The sequence below is a fragment of the Duncaniella muris genome (genome assembly GCF_003024805.1).
Classification (GTDB): domain Bacteria; phylum Bacteroidota; class Bacteroidia; order Bacteroidales; family Muribaculaceae; genus Duncaniella; species Duncaniella muris.
In genome coordinates, this window is sequence record NZ_PUEC01000047.1 from 1 (window position 1) to 15,641 (window position 15,641).

21 protein-coding genes are annotated in these 15,641 nt (G+C 51.7%); 1 reads left to right on the forward strand and 20 read right to left on the reverse strand.

From position 1 onward, the window contains the following. Window positions 1-206, forward strand: a 206-nt coding sequence (locus C5O23_RS13210; protein WP_161553606.1) for an ATP-binding protein, incomplete at its 5' end; no start/stop codon positions are given. A 650-nt stretch (window positions 207-856) separates the two neighbouring features. On the opposite strand, the gene C5O23_RS14220 is transcribed toward C5O23_RS13210, so the two are convergent. From C5O23_RS14220 to C5O23_RS13300, 20 genes are all read right to left on the reverse strand, one after another. Continuing rightward, the gene (locus C5O23_RS14220; protein WP_133166575.1) at window positions 857-1,072 is read right to left on the reverse strand and encodes a hypothetical protein; all 216 of its coding nucleotides are present in this window, start codon (window positions 1,070-1,072) and stop codon (window positions 857-859) included. Window positions 1,073-1,100: 28 nt separating this feature from the next. Next, window positions 1,101-1,574 (reverse strand): hypothetical protein, encoded by a 474-nt coding sequence (locus C5O23_RS14225; protein ID WP_153062498.1) that lies wholly within the window; start codon window positions 1,572-1,574, stop codon window positions 1,101-1,103. Window positions 1,575-2,204: 630 nt separating this feature from the next. Then, entirely contained in the window at window positions 2,205-2,654 is a 450-nt protein-coding gene (locus tag C5O23_RS13215; RefSeq protein ID WP_107033388.1) for a hypothetical protein, read from the reverse strand. Further along, a complete protein-coding gene (locus C5O23_RS13220) occupies window positions 2,651-3,082 on the reverse strand; it encodes an N-acetylmuramoyl-L-alanine amidase (protein ID WP_107033389.1) in 432 nt (143 codons plus the stop codon). The genes C5O23_RS13215 and C5O23_RS13220 overlap by 4 nt, the downstream gene beginning before the upstream one ends. Next, entirely contained in the window at window positions 3,066-3,284 is a 219-nt protein-coding gene (locus C5O23_RS13225; protein WP_107033390.1) for a hypothetical protein, read from the reverse strand. Before C5O23_RS13225 ends, C5O23_RS13220 begins: the two co-directional genes overlap by 17 nt. 274 nt (window positions 3,285-3,558) lie before the next feature. Next, the gene (locus C5O23_RS13230) at window positions 3,559-4,587 is read right to left on the reverse strand and encodes a hypothetical protein (RefSeq protein ID WP_107033391.1); all 1,029 of its coding nucleotides are present in this window, start codon (window positions 4,585-4,587) and stop codon (window positions 3,559-3,561) included. A gap of 90 nt (window positions 4,588-4,677) precedes the next feature. After that, complete coding sequence (locus C5O23_RS13235) at window positions 4,678-5,112, reverse strand: hypothetical protein (RefSeq protein ID WP_107033392.1); 435 nt, start codon at window positions 5,110-5,112, stop codon at window positions 4,678-4,680. Beyond that, on the reverse strand, window positions 5,096-5,596 hold the full coding sequence (locus C5O23_RS13240) for a hypothetical protein (protein WP_107033393.1): 501 nt from the start codon (window positions 5,594-5,596) through the stop codon (window positions 5,096-5,098). Before C5O23_RS13240 ends, C5O23_RS13235 begins: the two co-directional genes overlap by 17 nt. Further along, entirely contained in the window at window positions 5,593-6,339 is a 747-nt protein-coding gene (locus tag C5O23_RS13245) for a hypothetical protein (protein ID WP_107033394.1), read from the reverse strand. Before C5O23_RS13245 ends, C5O23_RS13240 begins: the two co-directional genes overlap by 4 nt. 69 nt (window positions 6,340-6,408) lie before the next feature. Beyond that, window positions 6,409-6,774 carry a hypothetical protein gene (locus tag C5O23_RS13250; RefSeq protein ID WP_107033395.1) on the reverse strand — a complete coding sequence of 122 codons (366 nt, stop codon included), beginning with the start codon at window positions 6,772-6,774 and terminating at the stop codon, window positions 6,409-6,411. Between the two features lie 119 nt (window positions 6,775-6,893). After that, entirely contained in the window at window positions 6,894-7,136 is a 243-nt protein-coding gene (locus C5O23_RS13255) for a hypothetical protein (RefSeq protein WP_107033396.1), read from the reverse strand. Between the two features lie 308 nt (window positions 7,137-7,444). Further along, the gene (locus tag C5O23_RS13260; protein ID WP_107033397.1) at window positions 7,445-8,254 is read right to left on the reverse strand and encodes a DUF6712 family protein; all 810 of its coding nucleotides are present in this window, start codon (window positions 8,252-8,254) and stop codon (window positions 7,445-7,447) included. Further along, window positions 8,232-9,608, reverse strand: coding sequence for a hypothetical protein (locus C5O23_RS13265; RefSeq protein ID WP_240597859.1), 1,377 nt, complete (start codon window positions 9,606-9,608; stop codon window positions 8,232-8,234). The genes C5O23_RS13260 and C5O23_RS13265 overlap by 23 nt, the downstream gene beginning before the upstream one ends. 18 nt (window positions 9,609-9,626) lie before the next feature. Beyond that, window positions 9,627-9,860: a hypothetical protein gene (locus C5O23_RS13270; RefSeq protein ID WP_107033398.1), complete on the reverse strand. Its 234-nt coding sequence runs from the start codon at window positions 9,858-9,860 to the stop codon at window positions 9,627-9,629. A 37-nt stretch (window positions 9,861-9,897) separates the two neighbouring features. Then, complete coding sequence (locus tag C5O23_RS13275) at window positions 9,898-11,010, reverse strand: hypothetical protein (protein ID WP_107033399.1); 1,113 nt, start codon at window positions 11,008-11,010, stop codon at window positions 9,898-9,900. 95 nt (window positions 11,011-11,105) lie between these two features. Continuing rightward, the gene (locus C5O23_RS13280; protein ID WP_153062499.1) at window positions 11,106-11,387 is read right to left on the reverse strand and encodes a hypothetical protein; all 282 of its coding nucleotides are present in this window, start codon (window positions 11,385-11,387) and stop codon (window positions 11,106-11,108) included. Continuing rightward, window positions 11,372-11,575: a hypothetical protein gene (locus tag C5O23_RS13285; protein WP_107033401.1), complete on the reverse strand. Its 204-nt coding sequence runs from the start codon at window positions 11,573-11,575 to the stop codon at window positions 11,372-11,374. Before C5O23_RS13285 ends, C5O23_RS13280 begins: the two co-directional genes overlap by 16 nt. Before the next feature lie 48 nt (window positions 11,576-11,623). Further along, window positions 11,624-11,911 (reverse strand): hypothetical protein, encoded by a 288-nt coding sequence (locus C5O23_RS13290; protein ID WP_107033402.1) that lies wholly within the window; start codon window positions 11,909-11,911, stop codon window positions 11,624-11,626. A 915-nt stretch (window positions 11,912-12,826) separates the two neighbouring features. Then, entirely contained in the window at window positions 12,827-13,030 is a 204-nt protein-coding gene (locus C5O23_RS13295) for a hypothetical protein (protein WP_107033403.1), read from the reverse strand. A gap of 797 nt (window positions 13,031-13,827) precedes the next feature. Further along, window positions 13,828-15,641, reverse strand: a 1,814-nt coding sequence (locus C5O23_RS13300; protein WP_205743452.1) for a TonB-dependent receptor, incomplete at its 5' end; no start/stop codon positions are given.

Below are 15,641 nucleotides of genomic sequence, written 5' to 3' on the forward strand. Positions count from 1 at the left end.
GCGCACACCTTACGGAAATCATCGAAGACCGCCATGGTCGCAAATCAATCATCGTGACATCACAGCTCCCCGAACTGGACTGGTACGAAGCTATCGGTGACTCCACAGTGGCAGATGCAATACTCGATCGCATTGTCCACACTGCTCATCGAATCACGCTTACCGGCGAAAGCGTCCGTAAGCTCAAAGCTATAAAAAGCAGATAAGACAAAATAAAATTGACCCCGTCGGCCAGAACGTTTTCAGGGGTCAATTCAAAATATTTTCAGGGGTCAATTCAACCTTGGTCTAAGGGGTCATCCGAGCCTGGGTTTTCCAGTGGATGTATAATTAGCCATAATTCGTTGCTGAATACGATATTTGTAGGTGTTCCCTGCAAATATCGTCACGTCTTTACGGTCACGAAAAGACGGCAAAGGGTTGGTGTCGGGCAGGAGACAGGGCCGACGGGAAGGTGTCGGAAAGGAAAATTCCGACCTCGGTTTTGATGGGCGGCGGAAGCCGGTCGGGTCCTATCAAAATCGAGCCTTAAAAATTTGACTTTCAGGCAAATTGACCGCATCTGCACGGGTCCCGTCTACAAAAATCTCGGTTTTGTAGTGGGTTGCAGATGCGAAACGGCTGTGCAGCAGACGTTTGGGGGTTACGGGGGCTTGCCCCCGTAGTGGCTTTGCACACCCCCCACCGCGCTGTCGCTTGTTTTCGTCTTGCCCCCTCTCGCCCTCGCGGAATATGCAGAAACACCCCCACGGAGCGACCCATTGCGCGGTCAAATCGCTGCCGTGCGCGTGGAAATCCCGCTCGCGGATTGGAACGCACACGGAAGCACCGCTCTCCCTTGACGCAGATACACCTATCAAGTCGAGGGGTTGAACGTGGCGATGGGCGGTGATGACGATGTGGCGCGTAACGGAGGTAAGACAGCCAAAGGAGCGTTGGCGGCTTGGAGTGAACGACACAGAGGGGTGTCGTGGAACTTGTGGAGCGACAGGCTATCTCGAAAATCCGCTTGCGGTTTGAGAGTTAGCCGACCCCTCCGTGCCGTGCGCCGTAGGCCACTCGAAGTTGACATAAGCGGTTGGCCGTCTGCCGGAGTAGCGTTAGGACATCGGCGCACCGCACATCGGGGTTGGGGCAAATGCCGAGGGCTTGGAATGTAGGCGGCAACTTCCTCTGTGGGTGGGAGGAACGTGGCTGACAGTATGGCGCAGGGGCGATTGGAGTTCGGAGAGGAGCGCACCGGCATTGACAAGTCGGAAAAGCAAGCGGAGGTTTCGGGTCAACAGCGGAGTGAAGCGGGCCAACACCCCGACAAAGGAGGGGTGGCGGCGCAAAGCGAGAATGTAGCCGTTGAAGATAGTTTGTAACCGCAGGGAGCGGAGCCGTAGCAAACCCGCAGCGAGCGAGGGAAGTTGCGGAGGTCGTAGCGAGTGGAGGGTGCAATCTATTGCCCCGAAGACCGTAGCGGTTTTTAGTCGACAATGGAGCGAAGCGTAATCGCCGACCAAAAATGCTCGGACTTGGCAATGACTGGGGGCGCGGAGCGGAGAATGGAATGAGCGGTCGAATGCCATTGCAAAAGCCACATTCCGGGTGGGGTCGATAACATTGCCGCCTACATTCTTGCCCTCGGCGATAAATCAGGCGAGTGCCACCGGCGAAACATCGTGCGTTCATCAGTCCGCTGCCGGGTGGGAGGTTGGTTGCGAATGGCGGCTCGCGCCGATTGTAGGCCGGAGAGCAGATGCCTGTCCTTACAAGTCGGAATGGCAAGCGGAGGTTTCCGGGTCGCATTGGAATTGGAGCGCACCGACACCGTAGGCTCGCCGGAGGTGTCGGTGAGGCAAGCGGAAATGGAAACGCGAAGATAGTTTGTAACCAAAGACGAAATGGAGCGAGCCAACCCCCGACGCAGGAGGGGTGGCGGCGTAAAGCGTAATGCAGACGGAGGGCACAATCTATCGCCCCGGAAACCGCAGCGGGTTTTAGTCGAACGCGGCGCAACGCAGAGCCTCGACCAAAAATGCTCGGACTTGGAAGGATGTAGGAATCAAACGGAGGCCGGAGTGAGGTCAGTATGGTCGACATCCGCCACCAGCCGGGAGGGTCAGCAAAGATGAACGCGACAAATAAAACGAGCTACCCTCACGGGCAACTCGCTCTGCAATTTATGAAGAAAGTTCTACTCTCGGAGTGGGAAATATTTAGCGTTTTCGATAGAAAACGTATATCAGGCCACCTATCACAAGAATTGTGATGATGACTGCGGCCGTGCCGTCAGGCGGATTATAGAGGCGCGTTGTGGCGGTGTGTTCTGTTGAAGACTCGGCGGCTGATTGACGATAGGCAACCGTATCAAGCCGATTGAAGGCTTCAACGCTGTCTCTATGAACACGCCGCTGATTTATGACGCGCCCCCTAACGGCTTTCAGGCGAATAACCTCCGGCTTCTCGGCGTATGCCGTAGGACGCTCGACGCTGACTTCGAGCGTGTCGAAGTCGAAAGATGTAGAGCGGATAGCCGAATCTATCACCGCGATTGTGCGGTGATGTTCGGAGCGGGCTATGGAATCGGCTGCGAGGGACTTGTCCTGTTGCAGTTCCTTATGTGAGCGGCACGAAGTTATGAGTGCCAGCGCAAGGAGAAATATCATCGTCCGCATAGCTCCGGCTCTTTTTGGACGTTGAACGAAGGGCAAGCCTTTGCTGCAAACTCATTATGACCGTGGACTGTGGCGGCAGGATACTGACGGAGCAGTTCGGCTACCAGACGGATGAGCGCGGCCCGCTGCGCCGGGGTGCGCGTGTCCTTCGGGATCTTGCCGTCGGGGGCGCAGCCACCGATGTAGCAGACGCCGATAGAGTTTGCGTTGTGGCCCGAAGTGTGGGCGCCAATCTGTTCGACGGGTCGGCCCGGATGAACAGAGCCGTCGCGGTAGATGACGAAGTGATAACCGATGTCGCGCCAGCCGTTGCCCTTTGGTTTCGGTGTGGTGTGCCACTGACGTATCTGTTGCACGGTGAAATCCTTGCCCTCAGGCGTAGCCGAGCAATGGATGATGATTTTACTGATTTTTCTCATGGTTTTTGTATTTATAGTGGTAGTCAATGCCGAACAAAGCCCCCGCGAAAGTCAGAATCTCGCCGAAGGCGATAAGGACGGAATTATGAATTTCGCCGGGCGGAGGCATGATGAAGCCGGAAATCAGGAGGCCGCAGCCGACCACTATCAGCAGAATTGCGGATAGAAGCTGAATTGTAGGCTTATGTTTGTGGAGATTCATGATTTTGTGGGTTAACGAGTTGTGTATGTGAAGAAAAAGTATTATCTTTGCGTATTGTTAAGTGAAACCAAGCTAATCTGACCGGACACCTCTGAACGAAAGTGAAGCCAAGCTAAGAAATGTGGATACCTCTGACAGATGCCGGATAGCACCCTCGTAGTTTTTTACTACGGCTTTCCTGTGCGTCGTATCGATGATAGCATCCCCCTGCGGGCTTTCAGTTGAGAAGTATAAAAGATAGCATCCCCCGGAGCGTCAGCTTCGGGCTTTCTTTTTACTTCCCGAAAGTCCATTTCTCGGTTGCGGGATTGTAGATCAGATAGAACTCGGCGAGCGAGCTTGCGAGATTGGCCGGTGTGATGGCGGCGCGTCCGGGATAAATCGGTTTTGCGAACCCGATGCCGAAGCGCAGCCGAATCATGCGTTCCTTTTTCCTCGATGTCTTCTTTGCGAGGTTGCGGTCAAGCAAATGCACCGACGTGCGCCCCCAGCCGAAAGTCCTGTTCCCCTCCTTGTTGACGCTGTGGGAGACGAAATACTCAGGCGAACCGGAATATCCCGGCTGCTTTTCCGTGCATAAAAGATTGTGCGGCCCGGTAGAGAACATAACCTGCGTGCCGTTGAGTTTCACGGCATAGAGCGAGCCGAACACACCCCATCCTTTCTTGACGGAGCAATACTTCTTCGCGGCCAACTGTTCGGCGGTCGCGTCCTTGTCCTTGAAAGGATTGCGCTTTCGGACGGGACGGAAGATATATGGCACATATCCGTCAGCGATAAGCTGCTGTGCGCCGAGGACGTGCAGTTGTCCGTTTTGGACTACGCACGAAATCTGGGCTGTGTTATACAGACCTTTGGAGCCTTCCGTCATGCCGAGTTTGGCTTGGATGATGTCGAGAAGTTTCTCGATGTCGGCAATGGCGTGACGCGCGTTGTTAAGGTCTACGACCTGCTGCGCTTTCATCGCCCCGGCCCGCTCGGTGGTTGCCATATTTATTATTGTGGCGTTCTCGTTTGTCATCTGCTGACCGGTAAGCAGATCGATGAACGTGTTGGAGAGCCTTACGAAATTACGGTCAGCCGGGCCTTGCTGCAATTTGCAGACGGCGGTATGGTCTGTTTTCGAGAGCGTGTTGTACCAGTTGCCGAGGATGGCCTGAGTTTCCGAGGTTCCGGCGGTGGCGAGAAGGTCTGCGATACGTTGCAGAATGTAGCCCAACGACTCCGGCGTTATGGAGTCTTTGGCCTGTAACTTGCGGAACTCGGTTATAATTTGAGTGAGCGATTTTGTATCAATAGCCATAACATTATGCGCCGGTGGCGCGGTTTATGGGTGAGAGTTTATAGGTTTATTGGCAAAGTTATGGTTATGATAATGCGCCCGAAAAGACACTCAGAGAGTAACGGCACGACGCATAATGTCGGGATTGAGGGCGTTGGAGATTGCTCGGCAGAATTCCTGGCCGAGAGAGTCGGCGTAAAATTCCTGAATGTTCATCACCGAGGCGAAGTATTTGCGAGAGAACCAGCGCTTGCGCTTGCGGCCATTGGCTTTGCCGATGTCGCCGGGGTTTCCTCGCGGCGTATTTCGCCCCGTGCCATAGTCGACGAACAGACCGTAGGTGTTGAACGCTTGCGAGAGCGTTATGTCGATGAATTTGCCGTCGGCAGTCAGCGACACACCGACGGTTGAGCGGTACAACGCTCCTGTGTCAACCACTCCGAGAAGCGAGATTTGCTCGCGCCATATCTTTACCATCGTGGCATTGAAAGCGCGGACGTATTTACGCCGGGCTTCAAGCTGCTCCTTATCACTCGCACCATTCATCAGGGTTGTATCTTAAATCGGTAAACACATCGACGGCGATTTGGAAATAAGCACCGGCGGCTCCGCTGAAAAAATAGCGGTCAATCTCGTTGAACGATATTCGTGGGTCAAGGTAGATGCAGTTCTGCTCCAGCCTGACCTTTTCAGGGAGAAGCCGCGACATGAACTGTCGGAACAGTTCGCGCATTATTTCCATGCACTCGGCGCGGGCCGCCATATCCTCGGCGGCATGGCGCATCGCGAAAAACACCGTTTTGATGCGGCGGGTGCGCGGCGTGTTGTTCATCTCCATATAGCCGTCGGCTATATCGCTGACGCAGACGAAAGCGGATGCCGTCTGCGCCTGATTGACCGCTTCCTCGAAGCCGTCAAGCCCCGACACGCGGCAGAAGGTAAAACCTTCGGACTGCGCGAGGCGGTTGGTTGCAGTCAGTACTTCAAAGAAGGCTGCCGCGTCCCATCTACCGTTGAGTTGCGCTGTCATTTGGAGTTGAGCTTTGAGTTAAGTTCGCGGTATTCTCGCGCCTGGGCGTTAAGTTCAGTGAGGGCGCGGTGGGTATCGAGTGCCAGGACTTCGGCCTCTTTGGTAACATCGCCTTTGGTGAGCGCACGGATCTGAGCGTTCATCGCGTCCTCGACCGATGGAGCGGACGAGCCGAGCAGGTTGCCGTCGGTGGCGGCATCGGCGATGGGTTGGAAGAAGTCGGAGTATTTGCGCGAGAAGGCATCTTTGAGCGCGGCGAACCAGTAGAAAATACTGATGCGTTCGTATGGCTTGAAAGCCATAGACTTTCCGTAGAGCGTCGCGCCGAGTCGGTCGAGCAGGTCTTCGTTCTGAGTCTGAAGATAGCCTTGATAAAGGTTGTCGCAGATGATGAAAGTTTCAAACGGCACTTCGGAGAAGTCAGCCGGGAGAGCGTGTTGGCGGTTGATTTTCGAGATGCGCACAGGCACGGTCGGGATGGAGCCGAGCCATTCGAGATGTGGTAGCAACTCGGCGAGGGTCAGCGGCGTAACCTCAAAAAGGAATTTTCCTTTTTTGAGAAGGTAAGCCCCGCTGTCCTGACGGCCAATAACCTTTGTGCCGCTCCATTGAAGCAAGCAAAGGGTCTTTACCTCGTCGGTCGCGAACTCGTTTGCGAGAAGCTGATAAACATAGCGTAGCTGTTTATCGGAAAGCTCGTGCCAGCCCTGCGGCACGATGAAGTTAATGGAGATTGTCTGCATAGAAAAAGTGCTTTAACGTACTGCGAAAGTACGGTAAAGCACTCTATGCGGAAAAGACAAGAAATTGTCTTATGGTATCAAGAGTTTATAACCCGTGAGTTGGTTTGCAATTTCTGTCAAGTTAATAGGAACATTGACTTGTTGTCCGTTAATAGTAAGAGTAATGGAAGTGTTATTAAATACAGTCATTCTCTTAAATGTCATGGTAATTGACATCTGTTTACCCTCTTGTGTGGTAACCATAGACGTAGCATCGTAAGTTTTGCCGTCATTGTTGAATTTGGCACAACACGTTTCAGAGCCCGTTTTGAAATTGTCATCGGTGATAACGATGGTGGTTTTGCCATCATTGTTATCAAGACTCTTAAACTTAAATTGTGCATTTGCATTAATGGCAAAGACAGCACAAATTAGGATAAAAATTAGTTTCTTCATATATTATTCGTTTTGTTTTATTTGCAAAGGTACAAAACATATCTCAGGTACACAAATCAGCATTCTGTCAATTAGAACCTGCGGCTCCCGGAGAGGGAGCCGCAGGTGGGTCTGGCCGTTCAATAATCCATTTCGTGGATATTGATGCTGCTGACGTATTCGAGGCAGTCGCTGAATTTTTCCATTACGAGCATCGTGGCGAATGTTCTGCTGAACGTGAAGATGTTCGACCAGAGGCATGTAGATTCATCTGTGAAATGAATGAAGGCGAAGAACTTTCTTGCACCGTCGGGGCATTTCTGCGAGTAGTCGGTGAGGTTGGCGAAGTCGCGCTCAACGGGTCGTTTGTCGGGAAGTATCATATCGTATTGATTTAGAGTTATGTGCCGAAGCACTTTTGATTTTACGTTGCAATGACTGGGAGAACTGAGAAAGCGAGTCAAGCAAAAATTTCAAGTAAAATTTTAAGGCCGGTGGCCGCTCAATACTACCTGTAAGGTGGAGATTGATAAAAATTTATGCAGAAATCCATAGGCTCGTTTTGCGTTGAGCGGTCAGTCCTACCTTTGCAATCGGAAAATCAGTGCTTTGTGCAATAACTCCAATTCGGTATGACCGACAAATGACCCCTGCGACGTAGCTCCACCGACTGCCGGTTGCCCCGACACCGCTAAAAGAAATATCCCGAAGCCTTCTTTTCATTGCGGAACACCGGCGGCTCAAACAGCTTCGCGGTTTCCGACTGATGCCATTCGCCGAAAAATTCAGGATTCAGCCGGATATAGTTGACAATATCCGCGAGCCTACGGGAGTTGAACGACCCCGACCGCAGGTAGCCCACGACCTGCGCTTTTACCTGCCTGACGATCTCGCTCCTCTTTTCGGTCAGATCTCCGCGCAGGTTCTCGGAGCGGAGCGCTGACATCAGTTCCGGCGACAGCCATTCTTCCGAGAGGCTTGCTTCGAGGTCAATCAACTGCGGGCGCAGTTCACAATACTTGTCCCATAGTCGTTCTGATTCCCCCGACTGTTGGGTGACAACATCAAGGGTCGGAAACAGCGTGGCTCCGAACCACCGCCCCTGCGGTGAGTCCGGCCAGCCCTTGACGGAGGGGAGATTGTGAAGCAGCTGCGCCAGTGCCTTGTCCCTTTCGGAGAGCAGACCGCCAACGAGCCGGTCGACGCGCATCTTCGATGCCGGAGAGAGGTTTTGAGTGCCGACGGTAGCGAAACCGTTGGGCGTAAGCACAAGGTCGAGTTGCGGCACGGCGAGGCGGTATGCCTCGACAGCAACGATGTGGGCTGCTTCTGCCGCGACTGCATCGAGCAGTTCTGCCGGAACGAAGTGGTGGCAGAACCATTGCTCTGCCCTTTCAAGGAAAGGAGCGAGTTTGTCAAAGAGCGGAGTTTCCCCTTTGACCTCGCGGATAGAATTCGGAATATACTTCCGCAACTCGTCATTGCTTGTTATCAGTTTCATTGGATTTGTCGTTTGCGTTGGAGAGTTTCACTTGTTTTGCGTCTGTATGCTCGTCAAGCGTGGTTAGTTGGATAAAGGGTATTTCGGGGTGTACGCCCTGCCAACCGTTAAATCGGATTATGATACGATGAACGGTAAAAAGCAGGTCGTGATACGGTTTTTGGAGGGCTTGGGCTATGGTGTAAAGCTCGCGCTTGTCAGAGCCGCTATTGTTGGTCTGGGCTTTGCCCGGCACTGAGCCGACAAGGTTACTATGCACCCGCATGGTAAAGCAAATCATGTTGATTGCTTCCTGAATGTCGGTTTCCCAGTCGCCGCCCTCCTTGCTGTCGTCAATCTTGTTGATTACAACGTCGTGCTGTTCCTTGCCGTCGGGTGTAACATAGAAAGTCGAGAACCAGGCTTTGCCGCTGTTCTCGGCACCTGTGAGGAAGTCGAGAATCTGTTGCTTCTCGGCGACGATACGCGCCTGTTGTTTACGGCGGTCGGTAATGCCCTCCGCACGAAATATGGACTCCCAATATTTCGCCCCGACCTCGATGTGGTACTTGATTGGAGCGGAGTTTTTGAGCTTCGCTTCCTTAGCAATACCGATAAGCTGCTTGATGTTGTACCACTTTCCCCGGAACAACGCGCCATAATACGGAATTGGATAGTATGTGCTATCCACGGTCGGGATGCGCGATACAATCGCAAATTTCCGGCACTTCGAGTTCTTCGTGGACGAAGCGCCCAAGGGCGATGACTTGGCGAGTTTGTCTTGCAGATCTCGCCAAGGCGAAGTCTGGTCGAGCAGGTCGATTTCCTCGATGTCGCTCCGCGACGAGATGGGTTTACGCCAGTTGGCGTAAAGGATTTTGGAAATACGACCGTGCTTGTCAGCCGGAGTGAAGCGGCAGTAACAGGCTTCCTTTCTCAACAGGCGCACAATCCTTGTGCCGTCCTCGTTGAGAATAAGTACCGACACGGCGAAGCCGAAGTGCTTGAAGTCCTGACAGATGCCGAGGAAGTAGGCGGCGAGGTCGTTGTCAAGGAGGAAGTCATCGACAGCGCGGCGAGTCGCCGCTGACGAATCTTTGACGCAGTATTGCAGTCCCGAACCATAACAGACCTCGGCGTTGAAACATTGGCAGGTTGCCAAAGTTTCGTCTTTCTCGACGAGCGCGAGCAAGTCGAACGGCATCTGGTTGTCGCCGCCCCACGGAATATAAGAGAGAGTATCGTCTACAATCGTAGGCACGATGTCAACGTCCTCCTTGAATACGGACGAGGAATTGACAGTGAACGCTGCGCGAGCCTCGAAGCCCGGAAGCGTCTCAACGGAGTTAAAATTGAGGGAGTCTATATCAATCATAGCGAAAGGAATTGAGCGTTAGAGAAATACTTCCAAGTCGTTGACGCGAAAGATGCAGCAGTCGCGGACACGGCGACATTCGCCCGAGGCCAATATCTTGATATTGCGCCAGCCGCCGTAAAAATTGTAGCGGAGCGATATGCAATTTTGGAGGTGGAGAATGGAACCGTCCGACTTCCATACATGGAGGTCGACAGGGTCGCCGGAGTTGAGCATTGAGCGAGCGGTGGATATGTGTATCGAGCGAGCCATTGCGATAAGTACCAAGTACGAGTTATGAGTTACGAGGTTACGAGTAAACGATATTGTAAGGAGAAGTGAAAATGCCGGGCGAGGCAGACAGGCGCACGATTGGGCGGTTGTCTGTATATCGCCATGTGAACTTGACGGTGTTAAGTTTCTCGTCGCCGTCCTGGATTTCGCAGGTGGAGTCGGTAATGAGTATCGGAGCGAGAAGCAGCGGGTCATAGCTGTTGGTCGGGTCCGGCTCGATTCGGAACACATCGTGCGACGAAAAGAATTGGTCTATCCACCCGGCTTCGTCAGAAGTCAGCGGCCCGGCCTCCACTTCGTATGTCTTAGTCGTAGACTGGTTGTAGAACCGCGAGCTGCCGTTGATAATGGCAAGCGAGCGTTCAACGTCGGTCTTTGCGGTGGTTTCCACCGGCAAAGTGGCCGAGTCCCAGACATTGAAGCAGTTGCGGAAGTAGAACGATTCAAGGTCTGTGAGCGAGTTGTCAACGAAGCAGGTAACAGACCGCTGACCGCAACGGACGGTAAACGACAGCAGCGTAATATTGTCAGGACGAGCGGCGGCGAACCCTGCGGCATCGGCAATGACCGAGGACAACGGCACGTTGATCTGCACGACCCCGGAGGTGGCGGCGGTCTTGCCGGAATCCATATAATATGAATGGAGAAATCTCGCCTCAGATTTTTTCGTCTGAAAGGTGTGCTGTACCGAATACTCCAGACTCTCCCCGGATTCCGCGTAGAGGAAAAGGGAGAGCGTGGAGCCGGGAGCGACACGGCGCATGGAGAGTGTTGTCAGGAAATTCTCGCGGAGAAACGTCGGAATATCCGTGCAGACCGTGAAGCGGTCGCAGTAAAGGATATGAAGCAGACAGAAGTCAGCCTTGTTGTTGACCGAGTCGGTAAATACCCGCAGGGTAAAGTCGGCGCATGACTGGCCGGACTTATTCATCTCGGACTCTATAAGCGAGCCGAGATCATAGAGCGTTACATAACCGCCGTGGGCGTAGTAACGCTCCGAGAGGATGACGATGCCGCCGGTGGCGGTCAGCGTAACATCGACATATTCCCCCTCGACGGCGACGGTGATTTCACCGACAGCCGAAGAAAGTATGATGCCCTGGGGCTTGTATGTAATCCGGTGTGCCATGCCGCAAAGTTAACTTTGCAGTCGTGGCCGATAAAAGACAGGGAGAAAGCGGTCAACCCCGGAGGGTCAACCGCTGCACGGACGGATTGGAGAAGTCATTTCTCCAGATGGTCGGGCCGGAAGTCCGGGGCGTCGGGGTCGATGCCTCGCGCGATGTATTTCGAGCGGAGGGCGTTGAACGTCTGAATGACTATCTGATTGATGACGCGGAAGTGTAGGTCTTCAATCAGAAGGGCGACTTGCTCTTTGTAGCTCGGAAACTGAATGCCGAAGGCGAAGTTGATTTTTCGCGCAGCATCGAGGATGATTTGCAGCTCCTGTTCGGTAAACTTGTTGTAGTCGATTTCCATTGTTTCGGATATTAGAGGGTGAAACATTCGTGATTGTTGTTGTCGATATGGAAGATGGAGAGCGTGTAATTCTCGCAACCTTTTCGGAACTCGACTTTTATAAAGTCCTCGCCGTCGCGCCAGCAATAGTAAAGAGCCGTGCGCATCGCGTCAATATCGTTGTCGGCATAGAATTTCCATTTGCCTTGTTTTGTGAAACAGATATATTCGTACATTGCTGTGAGAATTGGAGGTTTGACAATCGGGAAGAAAGCGAGGGAGGCTTACGCCTCCTCTCGCGCTGCCTCGAACTGGAGGCGTTCGTAGATGTTCTGGGAGATAGTCGCCCCGTAACGGGCTTTGAGCAGGTGCATGTAGCGCATGGCGCTTTTGGCCGTCTTGCAGCCGCATCCGACGTTGTCCTTGGGAGCCACGCCCTTGAAGTAGACGTACCAGCGGTTGAACTTGCGCTGAGCCACGATGAGCTTGGGAGTTGCGGGAGCGGTAGTTTCGACTGTGGGGGCAACGACTGTTGCGATGTTCTCGGTTGATTTTTTAGCTTTACGTGCCATATCTGTGAAATTTTGAAGTTTGACTTGTGGGCCGAAGCCCGATTTTTACGAACAATCAAAAGTGCGGTCGAAAGGAGCTGAAGGAAGCAAGGGTGATGGCCTTTCTGCAACGAAGCGAAGAAAGGAGGAACACGGAGTGCAAACCTGCCCTTGCGACAGCGAGTGACCGTACTAAATTTGTGAAGGAAAAATGGCTCGGTCTGCAACAAAAAACGGAGATATGGAACGATATGAAGCAACGGAGAGCGTAAGGAAAAATCGGCTGAAACATCCGAAGCTCCGCAGTCAGGACGGACGCTGACGCAGGAAACTCCCTGCTCAATCGAGGCTGCAAGTTCAGCGGTATGTCTTCAAGGTCGGGGCAAGGACTGTCGAGATGCGGATGAGGCCGGAAGCGGTGCTATATGTGCTTGCGCCCGATACGGAGCTGACCCCGGAACTCCGAACGCCCCGGATTCGAGGCAAGCGGTGGCGGTGTCCGTCGCGCCCGGATGTCTGACCTCCTGAACGGTGATGCGCACTACTGATTTACGAATGCAAATGGATATGGCCGACAACTGACGCGATACGCTCATCATTATTATTGGCGAGACAACGAGGGCAAAAGTCAAGTTCGGGCTGCGAGATACGCTCCAATCTTCCCGACAACGGAAATCACGTTTCACCCTCCCGAAGCAATGGAAATGACCTAAACAACCGAACAAGAGCGGCAGCCTCGATACGGAGCGGTCAGCTCGGATGGCCGACAGGCACCTGCCCGGCGCAGCCCCTTTGCGAAGGGCCTGACCGCTCAATCCTCGGCTCGGAGCGGAGCCGGAGAGCCGATATACAACGGAGGAAGCCGCGAGGCGATGAATGAGCAAAGAGAAAGGCTGCCCCGGCGGACAGCCTACCCTTTGAGGGAGGAACGATTTATCAGTATGCGAAGCAACCCTGAACCATTGTGTAGTCGACATCGTCGTACATTGAAGCTGCGATTTCCTGGGCTTCGTCGGCGCTGCGGGCTTCTACTTCTTCCGTGTAGCTGTCGCCGTCGAAAGTGATTACTTCCACTGAGTAGTATTTGAGTGAGCGGTTGGAGTTGAGAGAGCTGTTGAAGATGTTGCTAACGTATGTCATGATTTTGAAGTTTTAGAGGGTTTTTACTGTGCGCCGGGGCGCGTTTGATTTACATTGCAGAATATGCGTCTGACCCAATCAGTGCCACCGGCACGTTAGCCGACAAGGGTTCACAAGGCAATACTCTTTTTTCTTAGGCATGACAGAAAAAAGGAAGATTGTCGCGGTGAACGTGTCTTGCCCTTTTCGAGCGTAGATAAAGACGCTAACTTCGCGATGTAAATACAATGCTGCCTCCGAGCGCGTTCAACAAGTATGCCCTATGAAACGTCCCGGCAAAATCCTGATCCACGTAACCTGCAAGGCATATTCGACGGGGAACGCCGACCGCTTACCCAAATACAATCAGCACCGTGTAATCACAGACGGCCACAGCGTCATACGGATAATCGAAAGCAGCCGATGAAGAACAGGTAAAAATCGCCTCAATGCACGAGTCGCCGAAACAAGGTGCAGGGAGAACACTGATAAATCCTTCCAAAAAGGGGCATAAAGCACGGTGAAACTCCTATGTGTGCGAATATTCATCGCATCACAGCGACAGCCATAATGCAAAAATCCACCTCGGATCTGCGCCAAGCGGTGCCGAAGTGGATTGATAATGAGTTAGCGATTGAAGCCTTACGGTCGAGACCTTAGGCTCGATTTCTTTGCAAAGCAAAGCGTCCAAAGGACGATGAACGAAAGCGCGGCGGCGGAGCCGCAACTCCCCAAAAGGGAACCCCGACAATCGCTGCCGAGGTTTCTCTGCTAAGGCAGAGCGCAAAAGCGGTACTATATGTATGATTAGCTGTTTATTATTTCAGAATGCCTGACGCAGCCGAGCCGCCAAGTTGGGGTTCGTTGTCGCGGGTCACCTTTTTGCCGAAGCCGAAGGTGTAAGTGGCTGTTATCCTAAATAGAGCATGAGAATTGCCGTTTATAAGGGTTTCGGCTGTACTGTAAAACTCACTGTTCATCTCTCGTTTAGAACTTCTCCAATTCCATCTTCCAATGTTATCAACCAATGCGGATATATTCCAATTGTAATTAGACCAACCGACCTTAAAATAATACTCGTCTTTATCACGTTGCCAGATACCGTTCATCATACCATCCCAAGTTCCAATGGTAGAAATGTACGCAACGCCAAAGTTCCAATTTTTGAGGTAATAAGCCATTTGGATGGTGTAGTAAATATGGAAATGGTTTACATTATAAGGTTTGCCGTTATGGTTAAAGAGCTGGCTTAGGTTTCCTGTCAGCACTAAAGACCTGTCAAAGAAACGTGCAGTTCCCTTTATACCGTATCTACCTTGTGCGTATGACCCCATAGGTTGTTTTATTGTTCGTATCACGCCATTTCCGTCCGCTTCGTAATCGTAGGCGTAGCGGTCTCTTACAATCCACCCCCAAGCATAAGTGGCTAAACTGTAATTATTGTTTGGTATCCATGTATATGAAAATTCAAAATCATAGCTTTTTGCCGGGAATAGGTTCGGATTACCTGTATATTTAAGGAAAGGTGAAGCTGTTATTACTTGGTCGCTCTTGAAATTCGGCGAGGGTAGCCATGACTCGTATTGAAATATTGCCGATAACGAATGCCTGCGGTTTGGTGAATATTGTATTGAAACATCAAATGAAGGAGCGTTACGCCGGTCAACCGAAGGCCCGAATTGCAATCTGTCCCAATCCCATCCGAATCCTATATGTCCGCGAACTTTATTGATGGAAAGCTCGTAGTTTGCACCGAAGCCTATCCGCAAGGATTTGGCACGATCCAATCCACTTGCCGAGCCGGAATAAGACGTGCGGTTGTATTGATATGAGCCTTTGACAAATCCTAACAGACTTCCGAATTTACCGAAATCATGCTTAAATTTTAGGTTCCCTGACAGATAATTAGTGTTGTCAGTAGCGGAATTCAAGATAGATGAATACCCAGTCTCGGTATAATCACTATTTTGGTCAGTGTGTGACAAACTATAAGTCGGTGTAAACGTTAATGAATTGCTACTTGGGAGAGCAAAGAAATAATAACCGTTGTAAGATATGAATTTCGAGAAATTATTAATAGTTGAATTATATTCAGATGTCGGGTATTTATTGTTGGAATAACGCACTATGCCGTTTTGAACAGTGTTCGGCTGCCTGTCAAGATTGCTGTTAATCAGTGTCGAGGCCTGAATTTTGTCAGAGTTGTAGGTTGCCTTGAATATAAGATAGTAGTTGTTGCGATGGCGTTTGGAAGATTTAAGTTCAGAAACACGTTCAAATTGTTCCATAGTACCATCATCTTGAGGCAAACGAAAAGTTTCGGTCATGTCCTGACCGGAATGCGAATGACCGTTGCCGTAAGCTGAACCCATAAGGTCGTATGTCATTCGTTTATACTGAAAACGCACATTGCCGATTATCTGTTCCTGATGTCCGTTAAGAAATGTACCGAATCCATACGCTTTCGCATAGCCTCCATACTCATATTGTTGCAATATGAAATTTAGAGCTTGTTTAAAAACGATTGTTAACAGAAGTGAGTTTTCGGAGAGAAATAACAACAGCTGCGACCATGAGCATTTCGTTGGCTGATTCTGTCGTTTCCTCGTAATTCCTGCACAGCCTTCTGAAG